The 25904-nt window shown below is 66.3% G+C and carries 24 protein-coding genes and 1 pseudogene; 16 read left to right on the top strand and 9 right to left on the bottom strand.

All coding sequences use genetic code 11. From position 1 onward, the window contains the following. Positions 1-23 precede the first annotated feature (23 nt). The gene (locus AAHS21_RS17010; RefSeq protein WP_342928773.1) at positions 24-950 is read left to right on the top strand and encodes a heme o synthase; all 927 of its coding nucleotides are present in this window, start codon (positions 24-26) and stop codon (positions 948-950) included. Positions 951-1128: 178 nt separating this feature from the next. Further along, positions 1129-1530, top strand: a complete 402-nt coding sequence (locus tag AAHS21_RS17005; protein ID WP_342928772.1) for a hypothetical protein — start codon at positions 1129-1131, stop codon at positions 1528-1530. A 6-nt stretch (positions 1531-1536) separates the two neighbouring features. On the opposite strand, the gene AAHS21_RS17000 is transcribed toward AAHS21_RS17005, so the two are convergent. Next, a complete protein-coding gene (locus AAHS21_RS17000) occupies positions 1537-2511 on the bottom strand; it encodes a quinone oxidoreductase (RefSeq protein WP_342928771.1) in 975 nt (324 codons plus the stop codon). A 19-nt stretch (positions 2512-2530) separates the two neighbouring features. Between AAHS21_RS17000 and AAHS21_RS16995 the strand changes: the two genes are divergently transcribed. Continuing rightward, positions 2531-3178, top strand: coding sequence for a hypothetical protein (locus AAHS21_RS16995; protein ID WP_342928770.1), 648 nt, complete (start codon positions 2531-2533; stop codon positions 3176-3178). Here the strand turns inward: AAHS21_RS16995 and AAHS21_RS16990 are convergent. From AAHS21_RS16990 to mptB, 4 genes are all read right to left on the bottom strand, one after another. Next, positions 3128-4063, bottom strand: coding sequence for a heme A synthase (locus tag AAHS21_RS16990; RefSeq protein WP_342928954.1), 936 nt, complete (start codon positions 4061-4063; stop codon positions 3128-3130). The two genes, AAHS21_RS16995 and AAHS21_RS16990, sit on opposite strands and share 51 nt — an antisense overlap. Before the next feature lie 135 nt (positions 4064-4198). Continuing rightward, entirely contained in the window at positions 4199-4984 is a 786-nt protein-coding gene (locus tag AAHS21_RS16985) for an ABC transporter permease (RefSeq protein WP_342928769.1), read from the bottom strand. Next, positions 4981-5931 carry an ABC transporter ATP-binding protein gene (locus AAHS21_RS16980; RefSeq protein WP_342928768.1) on the bottom strand — a complete coding sequence of 317 codons (951 nt, stop codon included), beginning with the start codon at positions 5929-5931 and terminating at the stop codon, positions 4981-4983. Before AAHS21_RS16980 ends, AAHS21_RS16985 begins: the two co-directional genes overlap by 4 nt. Next, entirely contained in the window at positions 5928-7640 is a 1713-nt protein-coding gene (gene mptB, locus AAHS21_RS16975) for a polyprenol phosphomannose-dependent alpha 1,6 mannosyltransferase MptB (protein WP_342928767.1), read from the bottom strand. The genes AAHS21_RS16980 and mptB overlap by 4 nt, the downstream gene beginning before the upstream one ends. Before the next feature lie 69 nt (positions 7641-7709). Here mptB and AAHS21_RS16970 point away from each other — a divergent pair, with 69 nt between their 5' ends. The 7 genes and pseudogenes from AAHS21_RS16970 to AAHS21_RS16940 all read left to right on the top strand — a co-directional run bounded on the left by AAHS21_RS16970 (position 7710) and on the right by AAHS21_RS16940 (position 14050). Continuing rightward, positions 7710-8510 (top strand): metalloregulator ArsR/SmtB family transcription factor, encoded by an 801-nt coding sequence (locus tag AAHS21_RS16970; protein WP_342928953.1) that lies wholly within the window; start codon positions 7710-7712, stop codon positions 8508-8510. Between the two features lie 53 nt (positions 8511-8563). Continuing rightward, positions 8564-10024, top strand: a complete 1461-nt coding sequence (gene sufB / locus AAHS21_RS16965) for a Fe-S cluster assembly protein SufB (RefSeq protein ID WP_342928766.1) — start codon at positions 8564-8566, stop codon at positions 10022-10024. Beyond that, the gene (gene sufD / locus AAHS21_RS16960) at positions 10024-11208 is read left to right on the top strand and encodes a Fe-S cluster assembly protein SufD (protein ID WP_342928765.1); all 1185 of its coding nucleotides are present in this window, start codon (positions 10024-10026) and stop codon (positions 11206-11208) included. Before sufB ends, sufD begins: the two co-directional genes overlap by 1 nt. Next, entirely contained in the window at positions 11208-11984 is a 777-nt protein-coding gene (gene sufC / locus AAHS21_RS16955) for a Fe-S cluster assembly ATPase SufC (protein WP_342928764.1), read from the top strand. The genes sufD and sufC overlap by 1 nt, the downstream gene beginning before the upstream one ends. Before the next feature lie 2 nt (positions 11985-11986). Beyond that, complete coding sequence (locus AAHS21_RS16950; protein WP_342928763.1) at positions 11987-13240, top strand: cysteine desulfurase; 1254 nt, start codon at positions 11987-11989, stop codon at positions 13238-13240. Positions 13241-13250: 10 nt separating this feature from the next. Beyond that, positions 13251-13779, top strand: a pseudogene (gene sufU / locus AAHS21_RS16945) (Fe-S cluster assembly sulfur transfer protein SufU). Then, positions 13703-14050 (top strand): metal-sulfur cluster assembly factor, encoded by a 348-nt coding sequence (locus AAHS21_RS16940; RefSeq protein ID WP_096286845.1) that lies wholly within the window; start codon positions 13703-13705, stop codon positions 14048-14050. Before sufU ends, AAHS21_RS16940 begins: the two are co-directional and overlap by 77 nt. Here the strand turns inward: AAHS21_RS16940 and AAHS21_RS16935 are convergent. Then, positions 14047-14802, bottom strand: coding sequence for a DUF5666 domain-containing protein (locus AAHS21_RS16935; protein ID WP_342928762.1), 756 nt, complete (start codon positions 14800-14802; stop codon positions 14047-14049). The two genes, AAHS21_RS16940 and AAHS21_RS16935, sit on opposite strands and share 4 nt — an antisense overlap. A gap of 357 nt (positions 14803-15159) precedes the next feature. Here AAHS21_RS16935 and AAHS21_RS16930 point away from each other — a divergent pair, with 357 nt between their 5' ends. Continuing rightward, positions 15160-16131: a YihY/virulence factor BrkB family protein gene (locus AAHS21_RS16930; protein WP_342928761.1), complete on the top strand. Its 972-nt coding sequence runs from the start codon at positions 15160-15162 to the stop codon at positions 16129-16131. Positions 16132-16140: 9 nt separating this feature from the next. On the opposite strand, the gene AAHS21_RS16925 is transcribed toward AAHS21_RS16930, so the two are convergent. Beyond that, the gene (locus AAHS21_RS16925) at positions 16141-17970 is read right to left on the bottom strand and encodes an acyl-CoA dehydrogenase (RefSeq protein WP_342928760.1); all 1830 of its coding nucleotides are present in this window, start codon (positions 17968-17970) and stop codon (positions 16141-16143) included. Between the two features lie 278 nt (positions 17971-18248). On the opposite strand from AAHS21_RS16925, the gene trxA reads away from it, so the two are divergent. From trxA to AAHS21_RS16905, 4 genes are all read left to right on the top strand, one after another. Further along, positions 18249-18599 carry a thioredoxin gene (trxA, locus tag AAHS21_RS16920; protein ID WP_085221813.1) on the top strand — a complete coding sequence of 117 codons (351 nt, stop codon included), beginning with the start codon at positions 18249-18251 and terminating at the stop codon, positions 18597-18599. A gap of 60 nt (positions 18600-18659) precedes the next feature. Then, positions 18660-19469: an enoyl-CoA hydratase gene (locus AAHS21_RS16915; protein ID WP_342928759.1), complete on the top strand. Its 810-nt coding sequence runs from the start codon at positions 18660-18662 to the stop codon at positions 19467-19469. 21 nt (positions 19470-19490) lie between these two features. Beyond that, positions 19491-21119 carry an ABC-F family ATP-binding cassette domain-containing protein gene (locus AAHS21_RS16910; RefSeq protein WP_342928758.1) on the top strand — a complete coding sequence of 543 codons (1629 nt, stop codon included), beginning with the start codon at positions 19491-19493 and terminating at the stop codon, positions 21117-21119. A gap of 121 nt (positions 21120-21240) precedes the next feature. Further along, positions 21241-21414, top strand: coding sequence for a helix-turn-helix domain-containing protein (locus tag AAHS21_RS16905; protein ID WP_175364626.1), 174 nt, complete (start codon positions 21241-21243; stop codon positions 21412-21414). A 60-nt stretch (positions 21415-21474) separates the two neighbouring features. Here AAHS21_RS16905 and AAHS21_RS16900 read toward each other — a convergent pair whose 3' ends face one another. Together AAHS21_RS16900 and AAHS21_RS16895 are read right to left on the bottom strand one after the other, a co-directional pair. Beyond that, the gene (locus AAHS21_RS16900; RefSeq protein WP_342928757.1) at positions 21475-22059 is read right to left on the bottom strand and encodes a helix-turn-helix domain-containing protein; all 585 of its coding nucleotides are present in this window, start codon (positions 22057-22059) and stop codon (positions 21475-21477) included. Positions 22060-22086: 27 nt separating this feature from the next. Beyond that, a complete protein-coding gene (locus AAHS21_RS16895; RefSeq protein ID WP_342928756.1) occupies positions 22087-24924 on the bottom strand; it encodes an aconitate hydratase in 2838 nt (945 codons plus the stop codon). Positions 24925-25174: 250 nt separating this feature from the next. On the opposite strand from AAHS21_RS16895, the gene AAHS21_RS16890 reads away from it, so the two are divergent. Continuing rightward, the gene (locus AAHS21_RS16890; RefSeq protein ID WP_342928952.1) at positions 25175-25711 is read left to right on the top strand and encodes a DUF6676 family protein; all 537 of its coding nucleotides are present in this window, start codon (positions 25175-25177) and stop codon (positions 25709-25711) included. Positions 25712-25904 lie beyond the last annotated feature (193 nt).

Below are 25904 nucleotides of genomic sequence, written 5' to 3'. Positions count from 1 at the left end.
CTGCGACCCCAAGGAGTTATTGCGTGAGCGTTCGCGGGCGCCTAGGGCCAACCCGAGCGCCGAGCCGAATACGCGGCACGGTGCTGGCTTATCTGGCGCTGACGAAGCCGCGCGTCATCGAGCTGCTACTGGTCACCGCGATACCCGCGATGCTGCTGGCTCACCGTGGCCACGTGGACCCGGTGCTGATCCTCAACACGCTGATCGGCGGGATGCTGGCGGCCGGCGGAGCCAACACGCTCAACTGCGTGGCCGACGCCGACATCGACAAGATGATGAAGCGGACCGCGCGGCGGCCGCTGGCCCGCGCCGCGGTGCCGACGCGAAACGCCCTGGCCCTGGGGCTGGTGCTGACGGTGAGCTCGTTCTGCTGGCTCTGGTGGACGACGAACCTGCTCTCGGGGTTACTGGCGCTCGCCACCATCGCGTTCTACGTGTTCGTCTACACGCTGCTGCTCAAGCGCCGCACGTCGCAAAACGTCGTGTGGGGCGGCGCGGCCGGCTGTATGCCGGTGATGATCGGCTGGTCGGCCGTCACCGGCACCATCGGCTGGCCGGCCCTGGCGATGTTCGCGATCATCTTCTTCTGGACGCCCCCGCACACCTGGGCGCTAGCGATGCGGTACAAGGACGACTACAAAGCGGCCGGCGTTCCGATGCTGCCCGCCGTGGCCACCGAGCGTCAGGTCACCAAGCAGATCCTGATCTACACCTGGCTGACCGTGCTGGCGACGATGGTGCTGGCGCTGGCCACCGGCTGGCTGTACACGGCGGTCGCCGTGGTGGCCGGGGTGTGGTTCCTGGCGATGGCCCACCAGCTGTACGCCGGGGTCCGCGCCGGCGAGCCGGTCAAGCCGCTGCGGCTGTTCCTGCAGTCGAACAATTACCTCGCGGTGGTGTTCTGCGCGCTGGCGGTCGACTCGGTGATCGCCTTGCCGACACTGCTCTGAGCCGGCCGGCGTACATCCCGTTCGTCACGTCGGCACCGCCTTTTTTGGGATCGGTAGCCGATCTTCGCGTATCTACTGGGTGCGCGACCGATTTGCATAGCCAAAACCGATGCAGCACAAAGGCCGCAGTTCGATACTGACTCTCAGCAGCAAAGCCTGCGGAAAAGGACATGGGGCCATGGAGCGCATGCGCATCGTCAAGAAGGTGATCGCCGCGGCACTGCTGTCGGGCGGTCTGGTGCTCACCGATTTCGGCCTGACCGCAGCCATCGCCGGCGCTCAACCCGGGCCGGTGCCGTTGGATGCCTGGCCCGGGTGTCCGAACGACCACCCGTCCGGGCCATGCCACTGGTGCCCGGGGCAACCATTGCCACCCACCGGCAATCACGTCACCAACCCGGTTGTTTGGGACAACAACATTTGCCACACCTATTACTACGTCTACTTCGGGCAAGGCAATGTGGCGCAGAACATTTGGGACGGCGAGAATCCGCCGCCGCCACCTCCACCGGCGCCGCCGGGCCTGATCAACAAAGACAACTGCCAGCAGATCCTCGGAATCTTCTGCCCTAAAGCCTGAATTCGCTTACGGCAGTAGCACAATCGAGCCAGCGGTCTTACGGCCCTGCAGGTCCTGGTGGGCGCGGGTCGCTTCGGCCAGTGGATAACGGCCGCCGACTTCGATGTTGATGGATCCGCCGGCCACCGCCTCGAACAATTCCTCGGCGCGCCAGTTGAACTCCTGTCCGGTGCGCATGAAGTGCACCAGCGCCGGGCGGGTCAGGAACACCGACCCCGCGGCGTTGAGCCGCTGCGGATCCACCGGCGGCACCGGCCCGCTGGAAGCGCCGAACAACGCCAGGGTTCCGCGCACGGCCAGGCTGGCCAGGCTGGCGTCGAACGTGGTTGCACCGACGCCGTCGTACACCGCGGCGACGCCGAGACCTCCGGTCAGTTCACGAATCCGCTGGCCGAACGCAGCGGCGTCGTCGGGGTAGGACAGCACCTCGTCGGCGCCGGCCTGCTTGGACATCTCGGCCTTCTGCGGCGTGGAGACGGTGGTGATGACCCGGGCGCCGAGTAGGTGTGCCCATTGGGTCAGGATCTGCCCGACGCCGCCGGCTCCGGCGTGCACCAGCACCGCGTCACCGGCCTGCACCGGATACACCGATTTCAGCAGGTAGTGCGCTGTCAATCCCTTCAGCAGCACCGACGCCGCGATCTCGGAGCTGACGCCGTCGGGCACCTCGGCAGTCAAATGTGCTGGCGCAGTGGAGAATTCAGCGTATGCGCCGGATGCGGCCGCCGACACCACCCGGTCGCCGACCCGGAAGCTCTCGGTTCCCTCGCCGAGGGCCGCGACGGTTCCGCACACCTCAGAGCCCAGGACGAACGGCACCTCGCGCGGGTATTGCCCGGATCGGAAATAGGTGTCAATGAAGTTGACGCCGATGGCCTCGGCCTGGATCAGCAGCTCGCCGGGGCCCGGCGAGGGTTGTGATGTGTCGACGTAACGAAGGACCTCGGGGCCGCCAGTTTCACTGACTTCGATTGCGTGCATGTGGATATCATGCCCGGGCATGAAGCTTGCCCGCCCGGACGTCTTCCACCCCGGCATTGTGCTGGCCGGATGCCGGCGGCACCCCGGCGACACCGGCCTGGTATCCGCGCTCCGAACGCGAGGCCTGCATGCTCGCTGGCTGCGCTGGGACGACTCCGAGGCCGTCGGCGCCGACCTGGTGATCCTGCGCGAAACCGTGGACGCCGACCGGCGCGAGGAGTTCCTCGCCTGGACCCGCCGCGTCAAGAACCTGCTGAATCCACCCGCGGTGGTCGCGTGGAATCTCGGTGCGCGATACCTGGACGACATCGAGAAAGCCGGTGTGCCAACGCTGCCGGGCGCGACGGCACGGTCGGTGCTGATCTTCTTCGGAGGGCAGCAGTCCCACGCTTGGCCGGTCGAGCCGGAGTTCGAGTCATGGGACCTCGGTCATGCGGCGATCGCCGCGGCGGCCGGACGTGCCGGTATTCGCGTCGGCGAACTGCTCTACGCGCGCGTCGACGTTTGCGACGCGCGGGTGGCCGGACTCGATGTGGTGGCGCCGTCGCTGGGTTGGCGGCAGCTGGGCGCCGCCGCACGCGAACAGGCCCAGCGCGCATTCGCCCTGGCCGTGGAATCAGCCTGCGAGCGGCTCGGGCTCGGCCCGTTCTCGCATCGAGGCCCATAGCGCGGCGGTCGCGGCGGTGCACGCCGCGGCACCCGCGACGTGGATGGCGACCAGGGCGGCGGGGACACCGGTGAAGTACTGCGTGGTGCCGACGGCCGCCTGCAGGCACACGAGTCCGAGCAACACGCCCAGCCGCAGCAGGATCGGCCGGGCCGCGCCGACCGCCAGCAGCCCGAAGCCCAGCCCGACCAACAGCGCGAGATAGGCGACCAGCAGCGACGAATGCATGTGTACCAGCGTGGTGATCTCGACTTTCAGCCGCGGCACCGTCCGGCTGGGGCTGCGGTCTCCCGCGTGCGGGCCGGCCGCGGTCACCAGCGTGCCGGTGACCAACACCACCGCCAGGTTCACCCCGGTCAGCGCCGTGAGCAGGCGCAGCGGCGCGGCCACCCGCTCGCGCACGACACCGTCATCCGGCTCGCCGATCTTGACGTAGAGCAGCACCGACAGCCACACCATCGTCATCGACACGAGCAGATGGATGGCCACCGTCCACCACAGCAGCCCGGTGCGCACGGTGATGCCGCCGATCACGGCCTGCACCACCGTGGACACCGGCATCAGCCACGCGTAGGCCAGCACCTCGGTGCGCCGTCGGGCCCGGTACACCGCCAGCACCGCCAGCGCGGCGGTGACCACGACCGCGAGGCTGAAGAGCCGGTTGCCGAACTCGACGGATTGATGCACCCACGGCACCTCGGCAACCGCGACCGGGACGAAACTGCCCGGAAAACACTGCGGCCAGGTGGGGCAACCCAGTCCCGACGCGGTGACCCGCACGATCGAACCGGTGACCGCGATCCCGCCCTGAGACAGGATCACGGCGGCGGCGATGATCCGCTGGACTCGCAGACTGGGGTCGGGGAGCAGGTCCACCAACCGCATCAGCACTCGTCTCACCACCGCCCGATCGTAGGCCAATGAGAACTACGAGATGTAGTAGGGCCACCAGTGCCGAGGCGGTCATTTCTCCGGGCTGCCTCGGCGTATCGGCTGCGTGGTGACAGTGTCGCGGGATCCTCAGGTGAAGCGGAACCAGCGCAGCGCGCCCAGTGCGGCCACCGCGCCCCACGCCGCCAGGACGACGACGCCGAACCAGTCGACCGACAGCGTCATCGCCTGCGACAGCGCCTCGGTCAGCGCACCGGACGGAGTGAGCCGGGCCGCCCATTTGACCGCGGTCGGGATCATGTTCGTCTCGAGGGTTAACGCGCCCAGTCCGGCGAAGACGAACCACATCAAGTTGGCGACCGCGAGGACGATCTCGGCCCGCAGCGTGCCGCCGAGCAGCAGTCCGAGTGCCGTGAAGGCGGCGGTGCCCAATGCGATGACCGCCGCGCCCAGCACCAGAGCCAGCGGTGCGGGCCGCCAACCCAGGGCAAAACCGATGGCGCCCAAGATGATTGCCTGCAGAAACACGACGGTAATCACGGCCAGGGACTTGCCGGCGATGATGCCCCAGACCGGAAGTGGCGTGGCCCCCAGCCGTTTCAAGGCCCCATATCTGCGGTCGAAGGCGATCGCGATGGCCTGCCCGGTGAACGCCGTCGAGATCAGGGCCAGGGCCATGATGGCCGGCACGAACGTCGCGGCACGGTTGTGGCCGAACGAGCCGAACGGCAGCAGCGTCAGTCCGACCAGCAGCGTGATCGGGATGAACATGGTCAGCAGTAGCTGTTCACCGTTGCGCAGCAACAGCTTCAGCTCCAGCCCGAACTGGGCGGCCAGCATTTTCGGCACGGCGCTGGGACGCGGATCGGGGGTGAAGGTGCCGGGGGGAAACACCGGGGTGTTGGGGTCGGTCACGATCGCAACTTCCTGCCGGTGAGTTCCAGGAACACATCCTCGAGGCTGCGTTGCTCGACGCGCATATCGGTTGCCAGCACATCGATTTGGGCGCACCACGCCGTCACGGTCGCCAGCACCTGCGGGTCGACGGGGCCCTCGACCAGGTACTCGCCCGGGGTCAGCTCGGTGGCCTTGTAATCCTCCGGCAGTGCGGAAGTTAAGAGCGACAAGTCAAGTCGCGGCGGTGCGGTGAACCGCACCTGGTCTTTCGCGCCGGAGCGCATCAGCTCCGCCGGCGTGCCTTCCGCGACGGTCGACCCCCGGTCGATGATGACGATGCGGTCGGCGAGCTCCTCGGCCTCCTTGAGCTGGTGCGTGGTCAGCACCACCGTCACGCCGTCGCGGCGCAACGCGTCGATCAATTCCCACACCAGCAGCCGGGCATGCGCGTCCATGCCGGCGGTGGGCTCGTCGAGGAACACCAATTCCGGACGCCCCACCAGCGCACAGGCCAGCGCGAGCCGTTGCTGCTGCCCGCCCGAGAGCCGCCGGTACGTGGTGCGGGCGGCATCGGTGAGGCCCAGGGTGGCCAGCAGCCACTGCGGATCCAGCGGGTCGGCGGCGTAAGAGGCCACCAGGTCGAGCATTTCGCCGGCACGGGCCGCCGGGTATCCGCCGCCGCCCTGCAGCATCACCCCGATGCGCGCGCGCAGCCTGGCGTTGTCGGCGACCGGGTCCAAGCCCAGCACCTCGATCGTGCCGGCGTCCGGACGTACGAAGCCCTCGCACATCTCGACGGTCGTCGTCTTGCCGGCGCCGTTGGGCCCCAGCAGGGCCAGCACCTCCGCGGCGCGCACTTCCAGATCGAGATCAGCGACAGCGGTCGTCGAGCCGTAGTGCTTACTCACCCCGCGCAGCCGCACCACTGTCTGCGGGGCTTGGGGGTCTGGGCGGCCCGAACTCACGTCGAGTCAGCGTAGGCGTCGGGCGCCGACTCGGATCGAGGGGTGGCCCGCGGGGTCTGGACGGTCACGGTGGGCTCGGCGCTGGGCGGTCCGTCGCCGTTGCCGTTGGACGCGGACTGAAGCGGCCGCCAAGGCAGGCGGGTGTAGGTCAGCGCGACCAGCACGGCCATCACCGCGGCGCTGGCCAGGGTGGCGTCCAGGATCTGGAACAGCGCAAAGCGATCGCCGTTGGCGGTCGGTCCGAAGATCCCGACGACGAGCGTGACCACGATGACCGTCTCGCGGAAGCCGGTGCGGGTCGCCCAGCAGGCCAGCGGAATGATCGCCCACAGCAGGTACCAGGGCTGCACGACGGGAAACAGCAGCACGCAGATGCCCAGCGCGACGCCCAGGCCGCCGATCGGGTGCAGCCGGCCGCGGAACACCGCGAACAGCAACCAGCTGACCAGCACCATGATGATCAGCACGCCGATAAAACGCGTCAGGGCCAGCACGGCGGTGGTGTGATCACCCAGGCCCAGCAGAATCCCGACCTGCCCGGTGGCCAGGGCCAGCAGCGTGGGCGGCGACATCCAGCTGCGCACCACGTTGGCGGTGCCCAGGGTGAACATCCAGCCGAATCCGAGCCCGCTGGCCCAACCCACCAGGCCCATCACCGCCAGCGACAGCGACCCGATCCCACCGCCGGCCAGCAGCAGCGCCCGCAGGTTGCCGCCCCAGCGGTGAGCCAGCGCCATCGTGACGAATCCCAGCCCCAACAGCGAGGGCAGCTTCACCTGCGAGGACAGCGTGATCAGGATGGAGCCGGCCAGCAGCATGCCGAGCGGCTCCCAGTCGGGGCCTAACCGGCGCCACGACACGGGCCGCAGCCGGGGCGCATCGATACCGCGCAGCGCGAATTCGGCGCCGATCAGCATCAACCCGAGCATCAGCGCCTCGTTGTGGATGCCGGCGACCAGATGCATCAGCAACAGCGGATTGGCCACACCCAGCCACAGCGCGCTGACCTCGGCGACGCCGCAGCGCCGGGCCAGCCGCGGTACGGCCCACACGATCATCGCCACGCCGGCCAGCACCACCAACCGATGACAAAGCACCGCGGCGACGATGTTCTCGCCGGTCAGCGCCGAGATGCCGCGCCCGATCCACAGGAACAACGGTCCGTAGGGCGCCGGCGTCTCGCGCCACACGCTGGGCACCGACAGGGTGAACACATGGCCGAGACCCAGCCCGGACGCGGGACCGACCTTGTACGGGTCGAGGCCTTCCAGCGAGATCTGGCTCTGCGCCAGGTAGGAGTAGACGTCCTTGCTGTACATCGGCGGCGCAATCAGCAGCGGCAGCATCCACAGCACCAGGGTGCGATCCAGTTCGCCGCGCGACATCTGTCGCTTGCCCAGCGCGAATCGGCCCAGCATCAGCCAGGCCAGCGCCATCATGACCGCCCCGACCGTGGTCATCGTCAACGACACCGTCTGGATCCGGGACGGCAGGTTCAAAAGCCGCACCCCGAACGTGGGGTCCTGGACGACGGGACGCGCGCCGGCGCCCAGGGCGCCGATCCCCATCAGGACCGTTCCGGTGGCGCCGAACAGCCGGGTGCGGCGAAGTGCGGTGAGTTCGGTCTCATTGAGCGGTGAGCCCACGGGCTTCTCGTCGCCGTGCAACGCGGCGATCGACGAGCTCAGCGAGTAGTGGCGCTCTGCCATCAGTGCAGCGTAGCGGCATGCCGCGAGGCCGCCGCCCGATGCTCGCCGTGCGTTCGGCACGATCGGCCACTGAGGGCAGCCTTGCTGGACCGTTTTCCGGAATTGCGTCACACTGGTGTGGTGAAAATCCGGACCGCTGAGGAAGCCCAGGAAGCCGGCGTCGAGCCGGCAACCGGCGCTGCGGCTCCCACCGTCCTGCCGGATGGTCACACCCGCCGCGCCATCGTGCGGTTGCTGCTGGAATCCGGGTCGATCACCGTCAGCGAGATCTGTGACCGGCTGGGTCTGGCGGCCGCCGGGGTGCGGCGTCACCTGGATGCGCTGATCGACGCGGGCGACGCGGAATCGGCGGCCGCCGCGGCATGGCAGCAGGCCGGGCGCGGGCGCCCCGCGAAGCGTTTCCGGTTGACGGCGGCCGGCCGGGCCAAGCTCGACCACTCCTACGACGACCTGGCGGTCGCGGCGATGCGCCAACTGCGCGAGATCGGCGGGCAGGGCGCCCTGCAGACGTTCGCCCGGCGCCGTATCGACACGATCCTGGCCGACGTCGAACCCGCGGACAGTGCCGACGACGCCGATGTCGAAGCCGCCGCCCAACGGGTGGCCGGCGCGCTGACCAAGGCTGGCTACGTCGCCACCACGACCCGGGTGGGCCCGCCGCTGCACGGCGTGCAGATCTGCCAGCACCACTGCCCGGTATCGCATGTCGCCGAGGAATTCCCGGAACTGTGCGAGGCCGAGCGGGAAGCCATGGCCGAAGTTCTCGGCACTCACGTGCAGCGGTTGGCGACGATCGTCAACGGCGATTGCGCCTGTACCACCCATGTTCCGCTCGCACCGGTTGCGAGCACGGCAACAAGCAAGACCTAGTAACAAGCGGCGCCCAGCCCGCGCGCCGGCACCAACACCTAAGGAGCGTCCGCATGACACTCACGCCAGAGGCAACCACGCCGGTCGCCGGAGCGCCTTCAGGGCCCCTGACCCAGGAGCAGACGATCGATTCCCTGGGCAATTACGGCTACGGCTGGTCGGACTCCGACGTCGCGGGTGCCAGCGCGCAGCGCGGGCTGTCCGAAGCCGTCGTCCGTGACATCTCGGCGAAGAAGAACGAGCCGGAGTGGATGCTGCAGACCCGGCTGAAGGCGTTGCGCACGTTCGACAAGAAGCCGATGCCCAACTGGGGCTCGAACCTCGAGGGCATTCACTTCGACAACATCAAGTACTTCGTGCGTTCCACCGAAAAGCAAGCCGCCACTTGGGACGACCTGCCCGCCGACATCAAGAACACCTACGACCGGCTGGGCATCCCCGAGGCGGAGAAGCAGCGCCTGGTCGCCGGTGTCGCCGCGCAGTATGAGTCCGAGGTGGTCTACCACCAGATCCGGGAGGACCTGGAGAGTCAGGGCGTGATCTTCCTGGACACCGACAGTGGTCTGCGCGAACACCCGGAGATCTTCAAGCAGTACTTCGGCAGTGTGATCCCGGCCGGTGACAACAAGTTCTCCGCGCTGAACACCGCTGTGTGGTCGGGTGGTTCGTTCATCTACGTGCCGCCGGGCGTGCACGTCGACATCCCGTTGCAGGCCTACTTCCGGATCAACACCGAGAACATGGGCCAGTTCGAGCGGACGCTGATCATCGTCGACGAGGGTGCCTACGTGCACTACGTCGAGGGCTGTACCGCGCCGATCTACAAGAGCGACTCGCTGCACTCCGCGGTGGTCGAGATCATCGTGAAGCCCGGTGGCCGTTGCCGTTACACGACGATCCAGAACTGGTCGAACAATGTGTACAACCTGGTCACCAAGCGCGCCCGCGCCGAAGCCGGCGCCACGATGGAGTGGGTCGACGGCAACATCGGTTCGAAGGTGACGATGAAGTACCCGGCGGTCTGGATGACCGGGGAATACGCCAAGGGTGAGGTGCTCTCGGTGGCGTTCGCCGGCGAGGGGCAGCACCAGGACACCGGTGCCAAGATGCTGCACCTGGCGCCCAACACGTCGAGCAACATCGTCTCCAAGTCGGTGGCACGCGGCGGTGGCCGCGCCTCCTACCGCGGTCTGGTGCAGGTGAACAAGGGCGCCCACGGATCTCGCTCCAGTGTGAAATGCGATGCGCTGCTTGTCGATACGGTCAGCCGCAGCGACACCTACCCGTACGTCGACATCCGTGAGGACGACGTGACGATGGGTCACGAGGCCACCGTGTCCAAGGTCAGCGAGGATCAGCTCTTCTACCTGATGAGCCGCGGCATGACCGAGGACGAGGCGATGGCGATGGTGGTGCGCGGCTTCGTCGAGCCGATTGCCAAGGAACTGCCGATGGAGTACGCGCTCGAGCTCAACCGGCTGATCGAACTGCAGATGGAAGGTGCGGTCGGCTAGTGACGGGATTGACTGAAGCGGTTGAGGGTTCGGCCCTCACCGCTGCCAACAAGGGCGAGCTGTTCGCGTCGTTCGACGTGGATGCCTTCGAGGTGCCCAGCGGTCGCGACGAGATCTGGCGGTTCACCCCGCTACGCCGGTTGCGGGGCCTGCACGACGGTTCGGCCGTCGCCAACGGCAAGGCGCAGATCAGTGTCGGCGAACAGCCCGGCGTACAGACCGAGACCGTCCGACGCGGCGACGAGCGACTCGGTCAGGGTGGTGTTCCCGCTGATCGTGTTGCAGCCCAAGCGTTCTCGTCGTTCAACTCCGCGACGGTGGTGACCGTCCCGCGTGACACCGAGGTCGCCAAGCCGATCGAAATCGCGATCACCGGGCCCGGCGAGGGCGCGGTCGCCTACGGGCATCTGCAGATCCGCGTCGAAGAACTTGCGCGTGCCATCGTCGTCATCGATCTGCGCGGCAGCGGGACCTACGCCGACAACGTCGAGATCATCGTCGGCGACGCGGCAGCCGTCGGGGTGATCTGGATCGCCGACTGGGCCGACGACATGGTGCACGTCAGCGCGCATCACGCACGGCTGGGCAAGGATTCGGTGCTCGGACATGTCAACGTGACGCTCGGGGGTGATCTGGTGCGTACGTCGACAACGGTGCGGTTCACCGCATCCGGCGGCGACGCCCAGCTGCTCGGCACCTACTTCGCCGACGACGGCCAGCACTTCGAATCGCGGTTGCTCGTCGACCACGCGTACCCCAACTGCCGCTCGGATGTGTTGTATAAAGGTGCGCTGCAAGCGAATCCGGAATCCAGCCGTCCCGATGCACACACCGTCTGGGTGGGCGACGTGCTGATCCGTGCGGAGGCCACCGGTACGGACACCTTCGAGACCAACCGCAACCTGTTGCTCACCGACGGCGCCCGTGCCGATTCGGTGCCCAACCTCGAAATCGAGACGGGTGAGATAGTCGGCGCCGGACACGCAAGTGCCACCGGAAGATTCGACGATGAGCAGGTGTTCTATCTACAGGCTCGCGGTATCCCGGAGGATCAGGCCCGCCGGCTGATCGTGCGTGGCTTCTTCGGCGAGATCATTCAGAAGATCGCCGTGCCGGCCGTGCGCGAACGGCTCACCGAGGCCATCGAACACGAACTTGAGTTAACCGAAGGAATCAAGAACTGATGACCACGCTCGAAATCAAGGATCTGCACGTCAGTGTCGCGCGCACCAACGAGTCCGACGCCATTGGAATACTCAAGGGTGTCGACCTCACCGTGAAATCGGGGGAGACGCACGCGCTGATGGGCCCGAACGGCTCCGGCAAGTCCACCCTGTCCTACGCGATCGCCGGGCACCCGAAGTACGAGGTGACGTCCGGTTCGATCACGCTGGACGGCCAGGACGTGCTGGCGATGAGCGTCGACGAGCGGGCGCGGGCCGGTCTGTTCCTGGCCATGCAATACCCGATCGAGGTGCCGGGGGTGTCGATGTCGAACTTCCTGCGTACCGCCGCCGCCGCCGTGCGCGGCGAAGCGCCGAAGCTGCGGCACTGGGTCAAGGAAGTCAAGGGCGCGATGGACGATCTGGGGATCGATCCGGCGTTCTCCGAACGCAGTGTGAACGAAGGCTTTTCCGGTGGTGAGAAGAAGCGCCACGAGATCCTGCAGCTGTCGCTGCTCAAGCCGAAGATCGCGATCCTGGACGAGACCGACTCCGGCCTGGACGTCGACGCGCTACGGGTGGTCAGCGAGGGCGTCAACCGCTACGCCGAAGCCGAGCACGGGGGTGTCCTGCTGATCACCCACTACACCCGGATCCTGCGCTACATTCAGCCGCAGTTCGTGCACGTGTTCGTCGGCGGCCGCATCGTCGAGTCGGGCGGTCCCGAACTGGCCGACGAGCTCGAAGAGCACGGTTACGAGCGCTTCACCAGCCAAGCGGCATCCGCAGGGGCGTAACGATGGCGGCCTCGGTGAATCCACTGGACGTCGCGGCGATCCGTGCTGATTTTCCGATCCTCAAGCGCATCATGCGCGGGGGAAAGCAGTTGGCGTATCTGGATTCCGGCGCGACGTCGCAACGCCCGCTGCAGGTGCTCGACGCCGAGCGGGAATTTCTGCTGACCTCCAACGGCGCCGTGCACCGCGGCGCGCATCAGCTGATGGAAGAGGCCACCGACGCCTACGAGGAGGGTCGGGCCGACATCGCGGCGTTCGTCGGCGCCGACACCCAAGAGCTGGTCTTCACCAAGAACGCCACCGAATCGCTGAACCTGCTGTCATATGTGCTGGGCGACAAGCGATTCGACCGGGCCGTCGGTGCAGGCGACGTCATCGTCACCACCGAGCTCGAACATCACGCCAATCTGGTTCCGTGGCAGGAGCTGGCCCGGCGCACCGGAGCGACGCTGCGGTGGTACGGCGTGACCGACGACGGGCGGATCGACCTGGACTCGCTGGAACTCGACGAGCGCGTCAAAATTGTTGCGTTCAGCCATCACTCGAACGTGACCGGTGCGGTGACGCCGGTGGACGAGCTGGTCGCGCGGTCCCAGGCGGTGGGCGCGCTGACCGTATTGGACGCCTGCCAGTCGGTGCCGCATCAGCCCGTCGACTTCCATGCCCTCGATGTAGACTTCGGCGCGTTCTCCGGTCACAAGATGCTGGGCCCCAACGGGATCGGTGTGCTGTACGGGCGCCGTGAGTTGCTCGAGGCGGCACCGCCGTTTATCACCGGTGGTTCGATGATCGAGACGGTCACGATGGAAGGCACGACGTACGCCGCGCCCCCGCAGCGGTTCGAGGCGGGTACTCCGATGACTTCCCAGGTGGTGGGGCTGGGTGCGGCGGCACGTTACCTGAGTCAACTCGGCATGGACGCGGTGCAAGCCCATGAGAACGAGCTGGTCGCCGCGGCCCTCGACGGTCTGTCCGCTATCAGCGCGGTGCGCATCGTCGGACCCACCGCGATGGAAAACCGGGGATCGCCAATCGCATTCGTCGTCGACGGCGTGCACGCTCATGACGTCGGGCAGGTGCTCGACGACGAGGGCGTCGCGGTGCGGGTCGGACACCACTGCGCGTTGCCGCTGCACCGCCGATTCGGTGTCGCCGCCACGGCGCGGGCGTCGTTCGCGGTGTACAACACCGCCGACGAGGTCGAGCGGCTGGTGGCCGGCGTGCGCCGGGCCATAGAGTTCTTCGGCGGGGTGTGAAATCGTGCGCATGGAGCAGATGTATCAGGACGTGATCCTTGATCACTACAAGCGCCCGCAGCACCGCGGACTGCGCGAGCCGTTCGGCGCGCAGGTCTACCACGTGAACCCGATCTGTGGCGACGAGGTCACGCTGCGGGTGACGTTGTCCGACGACGGCCAGACCGTCGCCGACGTTTCCTATGACGGACAAGGCTGTTCGATCAGCCAGGCCGCCACCTCGGTGCTCACCCAGCAGGTGATCGGCCAGAGTGTGGGGGAAGCCCTGAAGACCATCACCGCGTTCACCGAGATGGTGTCGTCGCGGGGAACGGTCGAGGGCGACGAGGATGTCCTCGGCGACGGCATCGCCTTCGCCGGAGTTGCCAAGTACCCGGCCCGGGTGAAATGTGCTCTGCTGGGGTGGATGGCTTGCAAAGACGCACTGGCCCAGGCCAGCCATGCTTTCGAGGAGGACCAACGATGAGCGAAACCACCGCACCCGACCAGGAATTCATCGCCGACCTCGAGGAGGCGATGCGCGATGTCGTCGACCCTGAACTCGGGATCAATGTCGTCGATCTGGGGCTGGTCTACGGCCTCAACGTCGAGGACGGCGACGAGGGAAAGGTCGCGACCATCGACATGACGCTCACGTCGGCGGCCTGCCCGCTGACCGATGTGATCGAGGACCAGTCGCGTAGCGCGCTGGTCGGTAGCGGTCTGGTCAACGACCTGCGGATCAACTGGGTGTGGAACCCGCCGTGGGGCCCGGACAAGATCACCGAGGACGGACGCGAGCAGCTGCGCGCCCTCGGCTTCACCGTTTAGCCGCGGTGACCCGCGGGCTTTTGGCCCGGGCATTTGCCGTCGTGGGCGGGGCGCAGCTCGATGGACGTCGCTTGTAGCGTGCCGCTGCCGTCTTGATTGCCTTGCGCCGTCATGCATTTGCCTTGCGCGATCGCCTGAGTGTCGGCACCGGCCTGCTTGCTGTACCGCGTCTGGTCCGTGACCGTTACCGAGGTCTGCCCACCGGCGCCGGTGACGGTGATCGTGTTACCCGCGACGGACGCGACGGTACCCCGCACCGGCGGGTGCTTGGCCCCGGCGCCCGGCGGGGGAGTTGTCGAGCCACCGGGGGCGTTGCCCGACGGGCATTTCCCGTCGACGGCCGGGCTCACCCGCACGGACGCCGCGGTGAGCGGTTGATCGGGCTGGGATTCCCGGTGCGCGGGCCGCACGACCACGCAACTTCCGGCAGTGACGTCACTGCGCGCCGCCGCGGTGACCTCGGTGACTTTGGTCGACGTCGTGAAAGCCACTGCGGCATTGCCCTTTTCCTCGGTGACCGCAGCGGTGTTTCCCGACACCGATGCGATCAGGCCACGCACCCGGGCCTGGGCGGCGGCCGGCGGCGAGGCAGACGTCGTCGCCGGTGAGGACGCACCACTCGTGGTGCCCGGCGACGAGGACGGGCCGGCCGTGTGCGACGAACCACACGCCACGACGGATGCCGCGGTGACGCCGGCGACCGCGAGCAACGCGAACCGGGCGAGCCGTGACTGATGAGAGATGGCAGGCATCAACGTTTCTCCGATCGTGGTGTTGGTCCCAACGTTTACCGGATCCAGCTGTGCCGGACCTGTGTGAAAATCCTCAGCGGCTGGCTTGTGACGTACGTGCGGGCATCGTCCGGTGGTTGCTGGACGCGCGCAGCCGGGCGCGTTGCCGCGGCACCGGATCGAGCCCGCTCCTACGCTCGGCGGCAACGATGTCGTGCCGCAGACGACGGCGGTGTCCCGGGCGGATTCCGCTCTGTTCAGCGGTAGTCCCGGCGCCGAACAGCGCGGCCTGCGGGGGGCGGTTGACGGCCGCCGGATTGGGGTATGTCCCGCTCATCTCATGTCGAGTTGGGTTTCTGGGGGGATGAGTGATCGGCGATGGTCGGCTGGCTGGACGATTTGCAGCGACGGAACCGCGGCGTGAGTGTGACCGTCGCGGTCATCTACAAATATCTCGATGATCAAGGCGGTTATCTGGCCGCGCTGATCACCTACTACGGCTTCGTGTCGTTGTTTCCGATGCTGTTGTTGTTGACGACCGGGTTGGGTGTGGTGCTCGCCGGTCGCCCCGACCTGCAAGAGCAGGTGCTGCACAGCACCTTGAGCCAGTTCCCGGTGATCGGCAGCCAGCTGCATCAGCCCGAAGGGCTCAGCGGCGGGACGGTCGCCGTGGTGGTCGGGATCCTGGGTGCGCTCTATGGCGGACTGGGCGTCGGCCAAGCCGTGCAAAACGCCATGGACTCGGTGTGGGCCGTGCCCAAGAACAAGCGTCCCAACCCGATTCGGGCGCGCGTGCGCAGCTTCGGATTGCTGTTCGTGCTGGGTTCGGCCGTGATCGCGGCGACCGTGCTGTCCGGGATCGCCCAGACGACACAGGAATTGGGCGTCTTCGGAAAGATCGGCATCACGCTCACCGCCGTGGTGGTCAACACAATGATCTGCCTGGTGGCCTTCAAGGTGACCACGTCAAGGGAACTCACCTACCGGCAGGTGCTGCCGGGAGCCATTGCGGCAGCGTTTATTTGGCAGGTACTGCAGTGGTTCGGCGCCGGCTATATCCAGCACACGGTCAAGACGGCCAGCGCCACCAATAGTGTTTTCGCATTGGTGCTGGGGTTGCTGGCGTTTCTGTATCTGGTCTCGACGACGCTGGTGCTGTGCGCCGAGATGAACGTCGTGCTGGTCGAGGGGCTGTACCCGCGCGCGTTGCTCAGCGCATTCAGCGACGACGCCGAACTTACGCCGGCCGATCGCCAGATCTACGCCAAGCGGGCGAAAGCCGAACGCGTCAAACCTCTTGAGCGGGTGATCGTCAGGTTCAACGACGTCAACCGACCCGTGACACCATAGCGGCGGATCTCAGAACGCGTCTTCGGAAATACGCATCACGTCGTCGTCGATGGATTCGATGACGCGGCGCAGCGACGTCAGCTTCGGCAGCATGTTCTTGCCGAAGAACGCCGACGTCGCGATCTTGCCCTGGTAGAACGCCACGTCCTTCTCGGCGGGGTTGTCGCCCAGCGCCGCGTGCGCGACGCCGGCCTGCACCAGCAGTCGCCAACCGATCAGCAGGTCGCCCACCGCGAGCAGATAGCGCACCGAACCGAGGCCCACCTTGTAAATCTCGGTCGGGTGCTGCGTCGCGGACATCAGGTAACCGGTCAACGCGCCCGTCATCGCCGTGACCTCGTCGAGGGCGGCTTGCACTGCCTGCGCTTGCGCTTTCAACGCCTCGTCGCAGTTGTCGATGGTGCTGCTGATCTGCGCGGTGACAAACTGCAGCGCCGCGCCGTGGTCGCGGACGATTTTGCGGAAGAAGAAGTCCAGGGCCTGGATCGCGGTGGTGCCCTCGTAGAGCGAATCGATCTTGGAGTCGCGGATGTACTGCTCCAGCGGGTAGTCCTGCAGGAAGCCCGAGCCGCCCAGCGTCTGCAACGACTCGGTCAGGATCTCGTACGCCCGCTCTGAGCTCACGCCCTTGACGATGGGCAGCAGCAGATCGTCGACGCGGTGTGCCATTTCATGGTCGGCGCCCGAAACTTGTTGTGCCAGCGCATCATCCTGATGCGCTGCGGCATACATGTAGAGCGCCCGCAGTCCTTCGGCATAAGCCTTCTGGGTCATCAGGCTGCGACGCACATCGGGATGGTGCATGATCGTGACCCGCGGCGCGGTCTTATCGGTCATCTGCGTCAGATCGGCGCCCTGCACCCGTTCCTTGGCGTAGGCCAGCGCGTTGAGGTAGCCCGTGGAGAGCGTGCCGGCGGCCTTGACGCCGATGGTCATGCGCGCGTGCTCGATCACGGTGAACATCTGCGCGATCCCGTTGTGCACACCGCCGACCAGATAACCCACGGCGGGCACATCCGTGGCGCCAAACGTCACCTCGCAGGTCGGCGACGACTTGATGCCCATCTTGTGTTCGAGTCCCGTCACGAAAACCCCGTTGCGGGCTCCGAGTTCGAACGTGTCGGGGTCGAACAGGTAGTTGGGCACGTAGAACAGGCTCAGCCCCTTGGTGCCGGGGCCGGCACCTTCCGGGCGGGCCAGCACGAGATGAAAAACGTTGTCGGCGGTGTCACCGACGTCACCCCCGGAGATGAACCGCTTGACGCCCTCGATGTGCCAGGTGCCGTCCGGTTGCTCGATCGCCTTGCTGCGTCCCGCACCGACGTCGGAACCCGCATCGGGTTCGGTGAGCACCATCGTGGCGGCCCAGCCGCGCTCGACACCCTCTGCCGCCCAACGCTTCTGCTCCTCGTTACCCTCGGCCCAAAGTGCTTGTGCCATAAAGGGACCCAGACAAAAGAAGCTTGCCGACGGGTTGGCGCAGAAGATCATCTCGTTGACCGCCCAGGCCAGCGGCGGCGGCGCGGGCATGCCACCGATGTCTTCGGCCAGGCCGAGGCGCCACCATTCGGCGTCTTTGATCGCCTGCACGGTCTTGGCCAACTCGGGTGCCACGCTGATGGTGTGCGCGTTGGGATCGAAGACCGGCGGGTTACGGTCGGCGAACGCGAAAGTCTCGGCGACCGGCCCCTCGGCCAGGCGAGCGGCTTCGGACAAGATGGTGCGCACCGTGTCGGCGTCCAGTTCGCTGTACTGCCCGGCACCGAGAATCGCGTCTACCTCGAGCACTTCGAAGATGTTGAACTCGAGATCACGGACGTTAGCGATGTAGTGGCCCAAGACATCTCCTCAACTGGTCCATCCGGGGTCGGATCATCAGCCCTCAGTCTGTCCGAGCGGGGAAAACCTCCGCAACCGTAACCTCGCAGCGCTCACCGTCGTCGCCCGCAAACGAAAACCCAACTGTTCATTGGGAAGATCGACCCGCGTCACTGTTCCTTCGCTGCGGTAGGCACCGTCGCGCTGGCCAATCACCGCTGGCGGGAGCAGGATGGGGGAGCGCCAATGGTCGACATTCGCGCGGGAACATCCGAGCAGTACCCGGCGTTAGGCGAAATGTGACAACACAGGATCTCACTGCCGAGCAGTTCAACGCGACCATCGAAAACAACGACATCGTGCTGGTCGACTTCTGGGCTTCCTGGTGCGGGCCCTGCCGCCAGTTCGGACCCACTTTCCAGGCGTCGTCGGAGAAGCACCCCGACATCGTCCACGCCAAGGTGGACACCGAAGCCGAACAACAGCTCGCCGCCGCCGCTCAGATTCGGTCCATTCCGACGCTGATGGCCTTCAAGAAGGGCAAACTGCTGTTCAACCAGCCGGGTGCCCTGCCGCCGGCGGCACTCGAGGACTTGGTGCAGCAAATCAGGGACTTCGACGTCGAGGCGGCTCAAGCCGATCAAGCCTGAGCCAAGCGCGATCCACGCCGCCGAATAGGTCTCTAGCAACGTCCGCGATACCGTTCACGGGTGAGTTTGGTACTCGTTGAACACCCGCGGCCCGGCGTGGCCTTGATCACTCTCAACCGGCCCGAGCGGATGAATTCCATGGCGTTCGACGTCATGGTCCCGCTGAAGGCCGCCCTGGAAGAGGTCAACTACGACAACTCCGTGCGGGTGGTGGTGCTGACCGGGGCGGGCAGGGGATTCTCCTCGGGTGCCGATCACAAGTCCGCGGGCACGGTGCCGAACGTGGACGGGCTGACCCGCCCGACCTATGCGCTGCGCTCCATGGAGTTGCTCGACGACGTCATTCTGGCGCTGCGGCGGATGCACCAGCCGGTCATCGCGGCGGTCAACGGCGCGGCCATCGGCGGTGGTTTGTGTCTGTCGCTGGCCGCCGACATCCGGGTGGCCTCCACCAACGCCTATTTCCGGGCCGCGGGCATCAACAACGGTCTGACCGCGAGCGAACTGGGTTTGTCCTATCTGTTGCCCAGGGCCATCGGCGCGTCGCGGGCGTTCGAGATCATGCTCACCGGTCGCGACGTGACCGCCGAGGAGGCCGAGCGTATCGGGCTGGTGTCCTGTCAGGTGCCCGAGGGCCAGTTGCTGGACACGTGCTATGCGATCGCCGCGCGGATCGCCGCGTTCTCCCGGCCCGGAGTCGAGTTGACCAAGCGCACACTGTGGAGTGGACTGGACGCCGGTAGCCTGGAGGGGCACATGCAAGCCGAAGGCTTGGGACAGCTTTTCGTCCGCCTGCTCACCGCGAACTTCGAAGAAGCGGTTACTGCGCGCGCAGAGCGGCGGCCCCCGGTATTCACCGACGAGAAATAACGTGCCCAGAGGAGAGCGATCGTGATCACGGCTACGGACCTTGAGGTCCGCGCTGGTGCGCGCATCTTGCTCTCACCCGACGGTCCCGACCTTCGGATCCAGCCCGGCGACCGCATCGGGCTGGTCGGGCGCAACGGCGCGGGCAAGACCACGACCCTGCGCATCCTGGCCGGGGAAAGCGAACCGTACGCCGGGTCCGTCGTCCGCACCGGCGAAATCGGTTACCTGCCACAGGATCCCAAAGAGGGCGATCTCGACGTGCTGGCTCGCGACCGGGTGCTGTCGGCGCGCGGGTTGGACGTGCTGCTCACCGATCTGGAGAAGCAGCAGGCGTTGATGGCCGAGGTCGCCGACGACGAGGCGCGCGACCGTGCGATTCGCCGGTACGGCCAACTCGAGGAGCGGTTCGTCGCGTTGGGCGGCTACGGCGCCGAGAGCGAAGCGGGGCGGATCTGCGCGAGTCTTGGTCTGCCGGACCGGGTCATGACGCAGCAGTTGCGCACCCTGTCCGGCGGTCAGCGCCGCCGGGTGGAGCTGGCGCGCATCCTGTTCGCCGCCTCCGACGCCGGATCGGGTTCCTCGACCACGTTGCTGCTCGACGAGCCGACCAACCACCTCGACGCGGATTCGGTTGGCTGGCTGCGGGATTTCCTGCGGTCCCACACCGGCGGCCTGGTGGTCATCAGCCACAACGTCGAACTGCTCGCCGACGTCGTCAACCGGGTGTGGTTTCTCGATGCCGTGCGCGGTGAGGCCGACGTCTACAACATGACCTGGCAGAAGTACCTCGACGCCCGGGCCACCGACGAGCAACGTCGCCGCCGGGAGCGTGCCAACGCCGAACGCAAAGCCACCGCGCTGCGTTCGCAGGCCGCCAAGCTGGGTGCGAAGGCCACCAAAGCCGTTGCGGCGCAAAACATGTTGCGTCGTGCCGATCGGATGATGGCCGCCCTCGACGACGAACGCGTCGCCGACAAGGTCGCCCGGATCAAGTTCCCGACGCCGGCTCCCTGCGGGCGCACCCCGCTGGTGGCCAAGGGGTTGAGCAAGTCCTACGGATCGCTCGAGGTCTTCACCGGCGTCGACCTGGCCATCGACCGCGGTTCGCGCGTGGTGGTGCTCGGACTCAACGGTGCGGGCAAGACGACGCTGCTCCGCCTGCTGGCCGGCACCGAAAAGCCTGACACCGGAGGGCTGGAGCCCGGGCACGGTTTGCGGATGGGCTATTTCGCGCAGGAGCACGACACCATCGACAACGACGCGACGGTGTGGGAGAACATCCGCCACGCCGCACCCGAGTCCGGCGAACAAGACCTGCGCGGCCTGCTCGGCGCGTTCATGTTCAGCGGCCCGCAGCTCGACCAGCCGGCCGGCACCCTGTCCGGTGGTGAGAAAACGCGACTTGCGTTGGCCGGTCTGGTGGCATCCACGGCTAACGTCTTGCTGCTCGACGAACCGACCAACAACCTGGATCCGGCGTCGCGGGAACAGGTGCTCGACGCGCTGCGCAGCTATCAAGGCGCGGTGGTGCTGGTGACACACGATCCCGGAGCGGCCGAAGCGCTGGACCCGCAACGCGTTGTCCTGCTGCCCGACGGCACCGAGGACTACTGGTCTGAGGAATACCGGGATCTGATCGAGCTCGCCTGAGCCCTATAAGTCACTGCGCGCCAATTCGGCGAAATCGACACGCATACGACAACTGGTTCTTACTCTTGGTGCTTGGGTCTGAGTTTCAAGCGTGGAGGGGTCAGTGTCAAAGTCTAAAGAGATGCGCACCGAGTTATTGGACGAGCTGCGCACCGCCTACGAAAGTGGGGCGAGCATTCGGACGCTCGTCGCCAATACCGGCAGGTCATACGGGTCGATTCACAGCATGCTGCGCGAGTCGGGTACCACGATGCGCAGCCGCGGCGGGCCCAACCACACGGCTCGGCACCGCTAGACCCGCTAGGGCATCGCCCTAACCAACGGCACTGCGTGCGAGGAGCGCAGTGCCGTTTGCTTAGGCCTGCTGAGGCCCAGAATCGTTGCGGCGCACCGACTTCTCGACCAGGTCGAGAACGGCGGCCAGTCGCTGCGGATCTTCGCCGGAGGCCAGCCGGGCCACCAATCCGTCCAGGACCAGTTCCAGGTAGCACTGCAACACGTCACCGGGTACGTCGTCGCGCACCCGGTGTGCCTCCTTCTGCCGTTGCAATCGATCGTGGGTGGCGGCCGCGAGTTCCGCGGAGCGCTCCGACCATCCGCGGCTGAACGCGGGGTCGTTGCGCAGCTTGCGCGCGATCTCCAAACGGGTGGCCAGCCAATCGAACTGCTCGGGTGCCGCGAGCATGTCGCGCATCACCTGAATCAGCCCTTCGCGAGACGCGACGTCGGCCATCCGCTCGGCGTCCTCGTGCGCGAGCGCGAAGAACAGTGCGTCCTTATCCCGGAAGTGGTGGAAGATCGCGCCGCGCGACATTCCGATCGACTGCTCCAGCCGCCGGACCGTGGCTCTGTCATAGCCGTGTTCGGCGAAGCAACGACGAGCACCATCGAGGATCTGGCGGCGCCGGGCCGCCAGATGGTCCTCGCTGACTTTTGGCATTTGGCCAGGGCTTTGGTCGGCTCGGGACTAGCCGGACTTGAGCATGTTGCGCAGCACGTACTGCAAGATGCCGCCGTTGCGGTAGTAGTCGGCCTCACCCGGGGTGTCGATGCGCACCACGGCGTCGAACTCGACGTCGGCCCCGCCCTCCTTGACGGCCTTGACGTGCACCGTCTTCGGCGTCTTGCCGTCGTTGAGCGCGTCGATCCCGGTGATCTCGAAGACCTCGGTGCCGTCCAGCCCGAGCTGCTGAGCCGTCTTGCCCTCGGGGAACTGCAGGGGGATGACGCCCATGCCGATTAGATTGGAGCGGTGAATGCGCTCGAACGACTCGGCGATCACCGCCCGCACGCCCAGCAGCCGTGTTCCCTTGGCCGCCCAGTCTCGCGACGAGCCCGACCCGTACTCCTTGCCGCCCAGCACCACCAGCGGAATGTTCTGTGCCGCATAGTTTTGCGCCGCGTCGTAGATGAAGGCCTGCGGAGCACCGTCCTGCGTGAAGTCGCGGGTGTACCCGCCGGACACGTCGTCCAGCAGCAAGTTGCGCAGCCGGATGTTGGCGAACGTGCCGCGGATCATCACCTCGTGGTTGCCGCGCCGCGACCCGAAGGAGTTGTAGTCCTTGCGGTCCACGCCGTGCTCGTCGAGGTACTGCGCCGCCGGCGTGCCCGGCTTAATGCTGCTGGCGGGGGAGATGTGGTCGGTGGTCACCGAATCGCCCAGCAGGGCCAGCACCCGGGCGCCGGTGATGTCGCCGACCGGCTCGGGCTCGGCGGGCATGCCCTCGAAGTACGGGGGCTTTCGCACATAGGTCGAATCCGCATTCCACTCAAAGGTATTGCCACTCGGGGTAGGCAGGTTGCGCCACCTTTCGTCGCCCTTGAACACGTCGCCGTAGTTCTTGGTGAACATCTCGGAGTTGATCGCCGAGGCGATGGTGTCGGAGACGTCTTTCTGCGACGGCCAGATGTCCCTGAGGAAGACGTCGTTGCCTTCTTTATCTGCCCCAAGCGGCTGACTCTCGAAGTCGAAGTCCATGGTGCCGGCCAGCGCGTAGGCCACCACCAACGGCGGTGACGCCAGGTAGTTCATCTTGACGTCCGGGTTGATGCGGCCTTCGAAGTTCCGGTTGCCCGACAGCACCGCGGTCACCGAAAGATCGTTGTCGTTAATGGCTTTCGAGATCTCCTCGGGCAGCGGGCCGGAGTTGCCGATGCACGTGGTGCACCCGTAACCGACCAGATAGAAGCCGAGCTTCTCGAGGTACGGCCACAGGCCGGCCTTGTCGTAGTAGTCGTTGACGACCTGAGAACCGGGGGCCATCGTGGTCTTCACCCACGGCTTGGAAGTCAGACCCTTCTCGACCGCGTTGCGGGCCAGCAGCGCTGCGCCCAGCATCACTTCCGGGTTGGAGGTGTTCGTGCAGGACGTGACCGCGGCGATCACCACCGCGCCGTGGTCGAGCACGAATTCGCCCCGCTCGTCGGAGTGCACCGTTACCGGCTTGCTGGGGCGGCCCTGGGAATGCGATGCGGCCGAATGCACCTGGGGAACGTCGTCGGCGTGTCCGTTCGACACCGCGCCCGGATCGCTGGCCGGGAAGGTCTCCTCGACCGCCTCGTCCAGTTTCGAGTAACCCTGCTGCCCGTCTTCGTCGCCGTCGACGTAGCTGAGGATCTGCTCGCGGAAGGTTGGCTTGGCGTGCGACAACGGGATTCGGTCCTGCGGGCGCTTGGGACCGGCGATCGACGGCACCACCGTGGACAGGTCGAGCTCGAGGTACTCGGAGAACGCCGGCTCATGCGCCGGGTCGTGCCACATGCCCTGCTCTTTGGCGTAGGCCTCGACCAGAGCCAGTTGCTCATCGCTGCGGCCGGTGAACTTCAGGTAGGAGATGGTCTCCTCGTCGATCGGGAAAATCGCTGCGGTGGAACCGAATTCGGGACTCATGTTGCCGAGCGTGGCGCGGTTGGCCAACGGCACTTCCGAAACGCCCTTGCCGTAGAACTCGACGAACTTGCCGACCACTCCGTGCTTACGCAACATCTCGGTGACGGTGAGCACGACATCGGTGGCGGTGACGCCCGGCGCAATCTCGCCGGTCAGCTTGAAACCGACGACGCGCGGGATCAGCATCGACACGGGCTGGCCCAACATCGCTGCCTCGGCCTCGATGCCGCCCACGCCCCAGCCGAGCACGCCGAGGCCGTTGACCATCGTGGTGTGCGAGTCGGTACCCACGCAGGTGTCGGGGTAGGCGGTTATGTTTCCCGCGCCGTCTGCGCGGGTCATGACAACGCTGGCCAGATATTCGATGTTGACCTGGTGCACGATGCCGGTGCCGGGCGGGACGACCTTGAAGTCGTCGAAGGCGCCCTGCCCCCAGCGCAGGAACTGGTAACGCTCGCCGTTGCGTTCATACTCGATCTCGACGTTGCGCTCGAAGGCGTCGGCGGTGCCGAACAGATCCGCGATCACCGAGTGGTCGATCACCAGGTCGGCCGGCGCCAGCGGGTTGACCTTCTCCGCCTTGCCGCCCAGGTCGCCGATGGCCTCGCGCATCGTGGCCAGGTCGACGATGCACGGCACGCCGGTGAAGTCCTGCATGACCACGCGTGCGGGGGTGTATTGGATCTCAATGCTGGGCTCCGCGTTGGGATCCCAATTCGCGATCGCCTCGATGTGGTCCTTGGTGATGTTGGCGCCGTCTTCGTTGCGCAACAGATTCTCGGCAAGAACCTTCAGGCTGTAGGGGAGTTTCTCGGTATTGGGTACGGCGTCGAGACGGTAGATCTGGTAACTCTTGTCGCCGACCTTCAGGGTGTCGCTGGCTCCGAACGAGTTCACAGATTCTTTGCTGGTCACATCAACTCCCTGGGATTCAGTTCTTCCGTCGACGGGCCGTGTCGACGGTGCATTGCCAACTTTAACAGTACGCTTGTCCTGCAATACAACGGCACACCAATTTTCAGTCTTGTCGGCCGGGGGCCGGGTTGAAACCCCTTTTCCCTACTGTTCGCGTACGGTGCCTGTAGCACTAGGGCTGTTCAGCGGGAGGAGGCACACAGTGACCGCGCAAGGTTCGTTCGAGCAACTACCGCAGACCACCTTCTTTTTGCAGCCGGTGCTGCCTGCCTACATTCCGCAAGACGTCGACATGACGGCCATCAAAGCGCAGGTCGCCGCATCCGGGGTCAGCGCGCCACCGGACGTCATGCCGGCCCTGCTCGTCGTTGTCGATCAAGCGCATGCCGCCGGCATCAACCTGAAAATCGTGTTACTCGATCACAACCCGCCGAACGACACGCCGCTGCGCGATATCTCCACCGTGGTCGGCGCCGACTATCACGACGCCACGGTCTTGACGTTGAGCCCGAACTTCGTCGGCACCTACAGCACGCAGTTCCCGCGCGTCACGCTCGAGGCCGGCGAAGACATCGCCAAGACGGGCAATCCGGTGGTCTCGTCTGAGCACTTTTTGCACGAGCTCCAAACCCCCGAATTCCCATGGACCGGCCTGACGATTTTCTTGCTAATCGGCGTGCTCGCCGCGGCCGTCGGCGCCCGCTTCCTGCAATTGCGCGCTAGGCGGTCAGCAACCTCGGTCGACGCCGCGGCAACTTCGGACGAAGAGCCCGCCGAGGGCGTCTAACCACGCACATCCGACCCGGTCCATTCGGCAGGGGAGAGCTCACGACGCTGCGCGGCAAATCGCGTAGGTCACCGTTCGGTCACATTAAACGCACGTAGAGGGTTGCGATTTGTGACGACCATATCTTCGCCGACCACTGTGACGTACGGTGCAAATGATGCTCGTGTTGTCTTTGGCGCTAATAGAGAAAATC

This window comes from Mycobacterium sp. 050272 (genome assembly GCF_039023525.1).
In the GTDB taxonomy this organism is placed as follows: Bacteria; Actinomycetota; Actinomycetes; order Mycobacteriales; family Mycobacteriaceae; genus Mycobacterium.
This window is presented reverse-complemented; position numbering and strand designations above follow the sequence as displayed.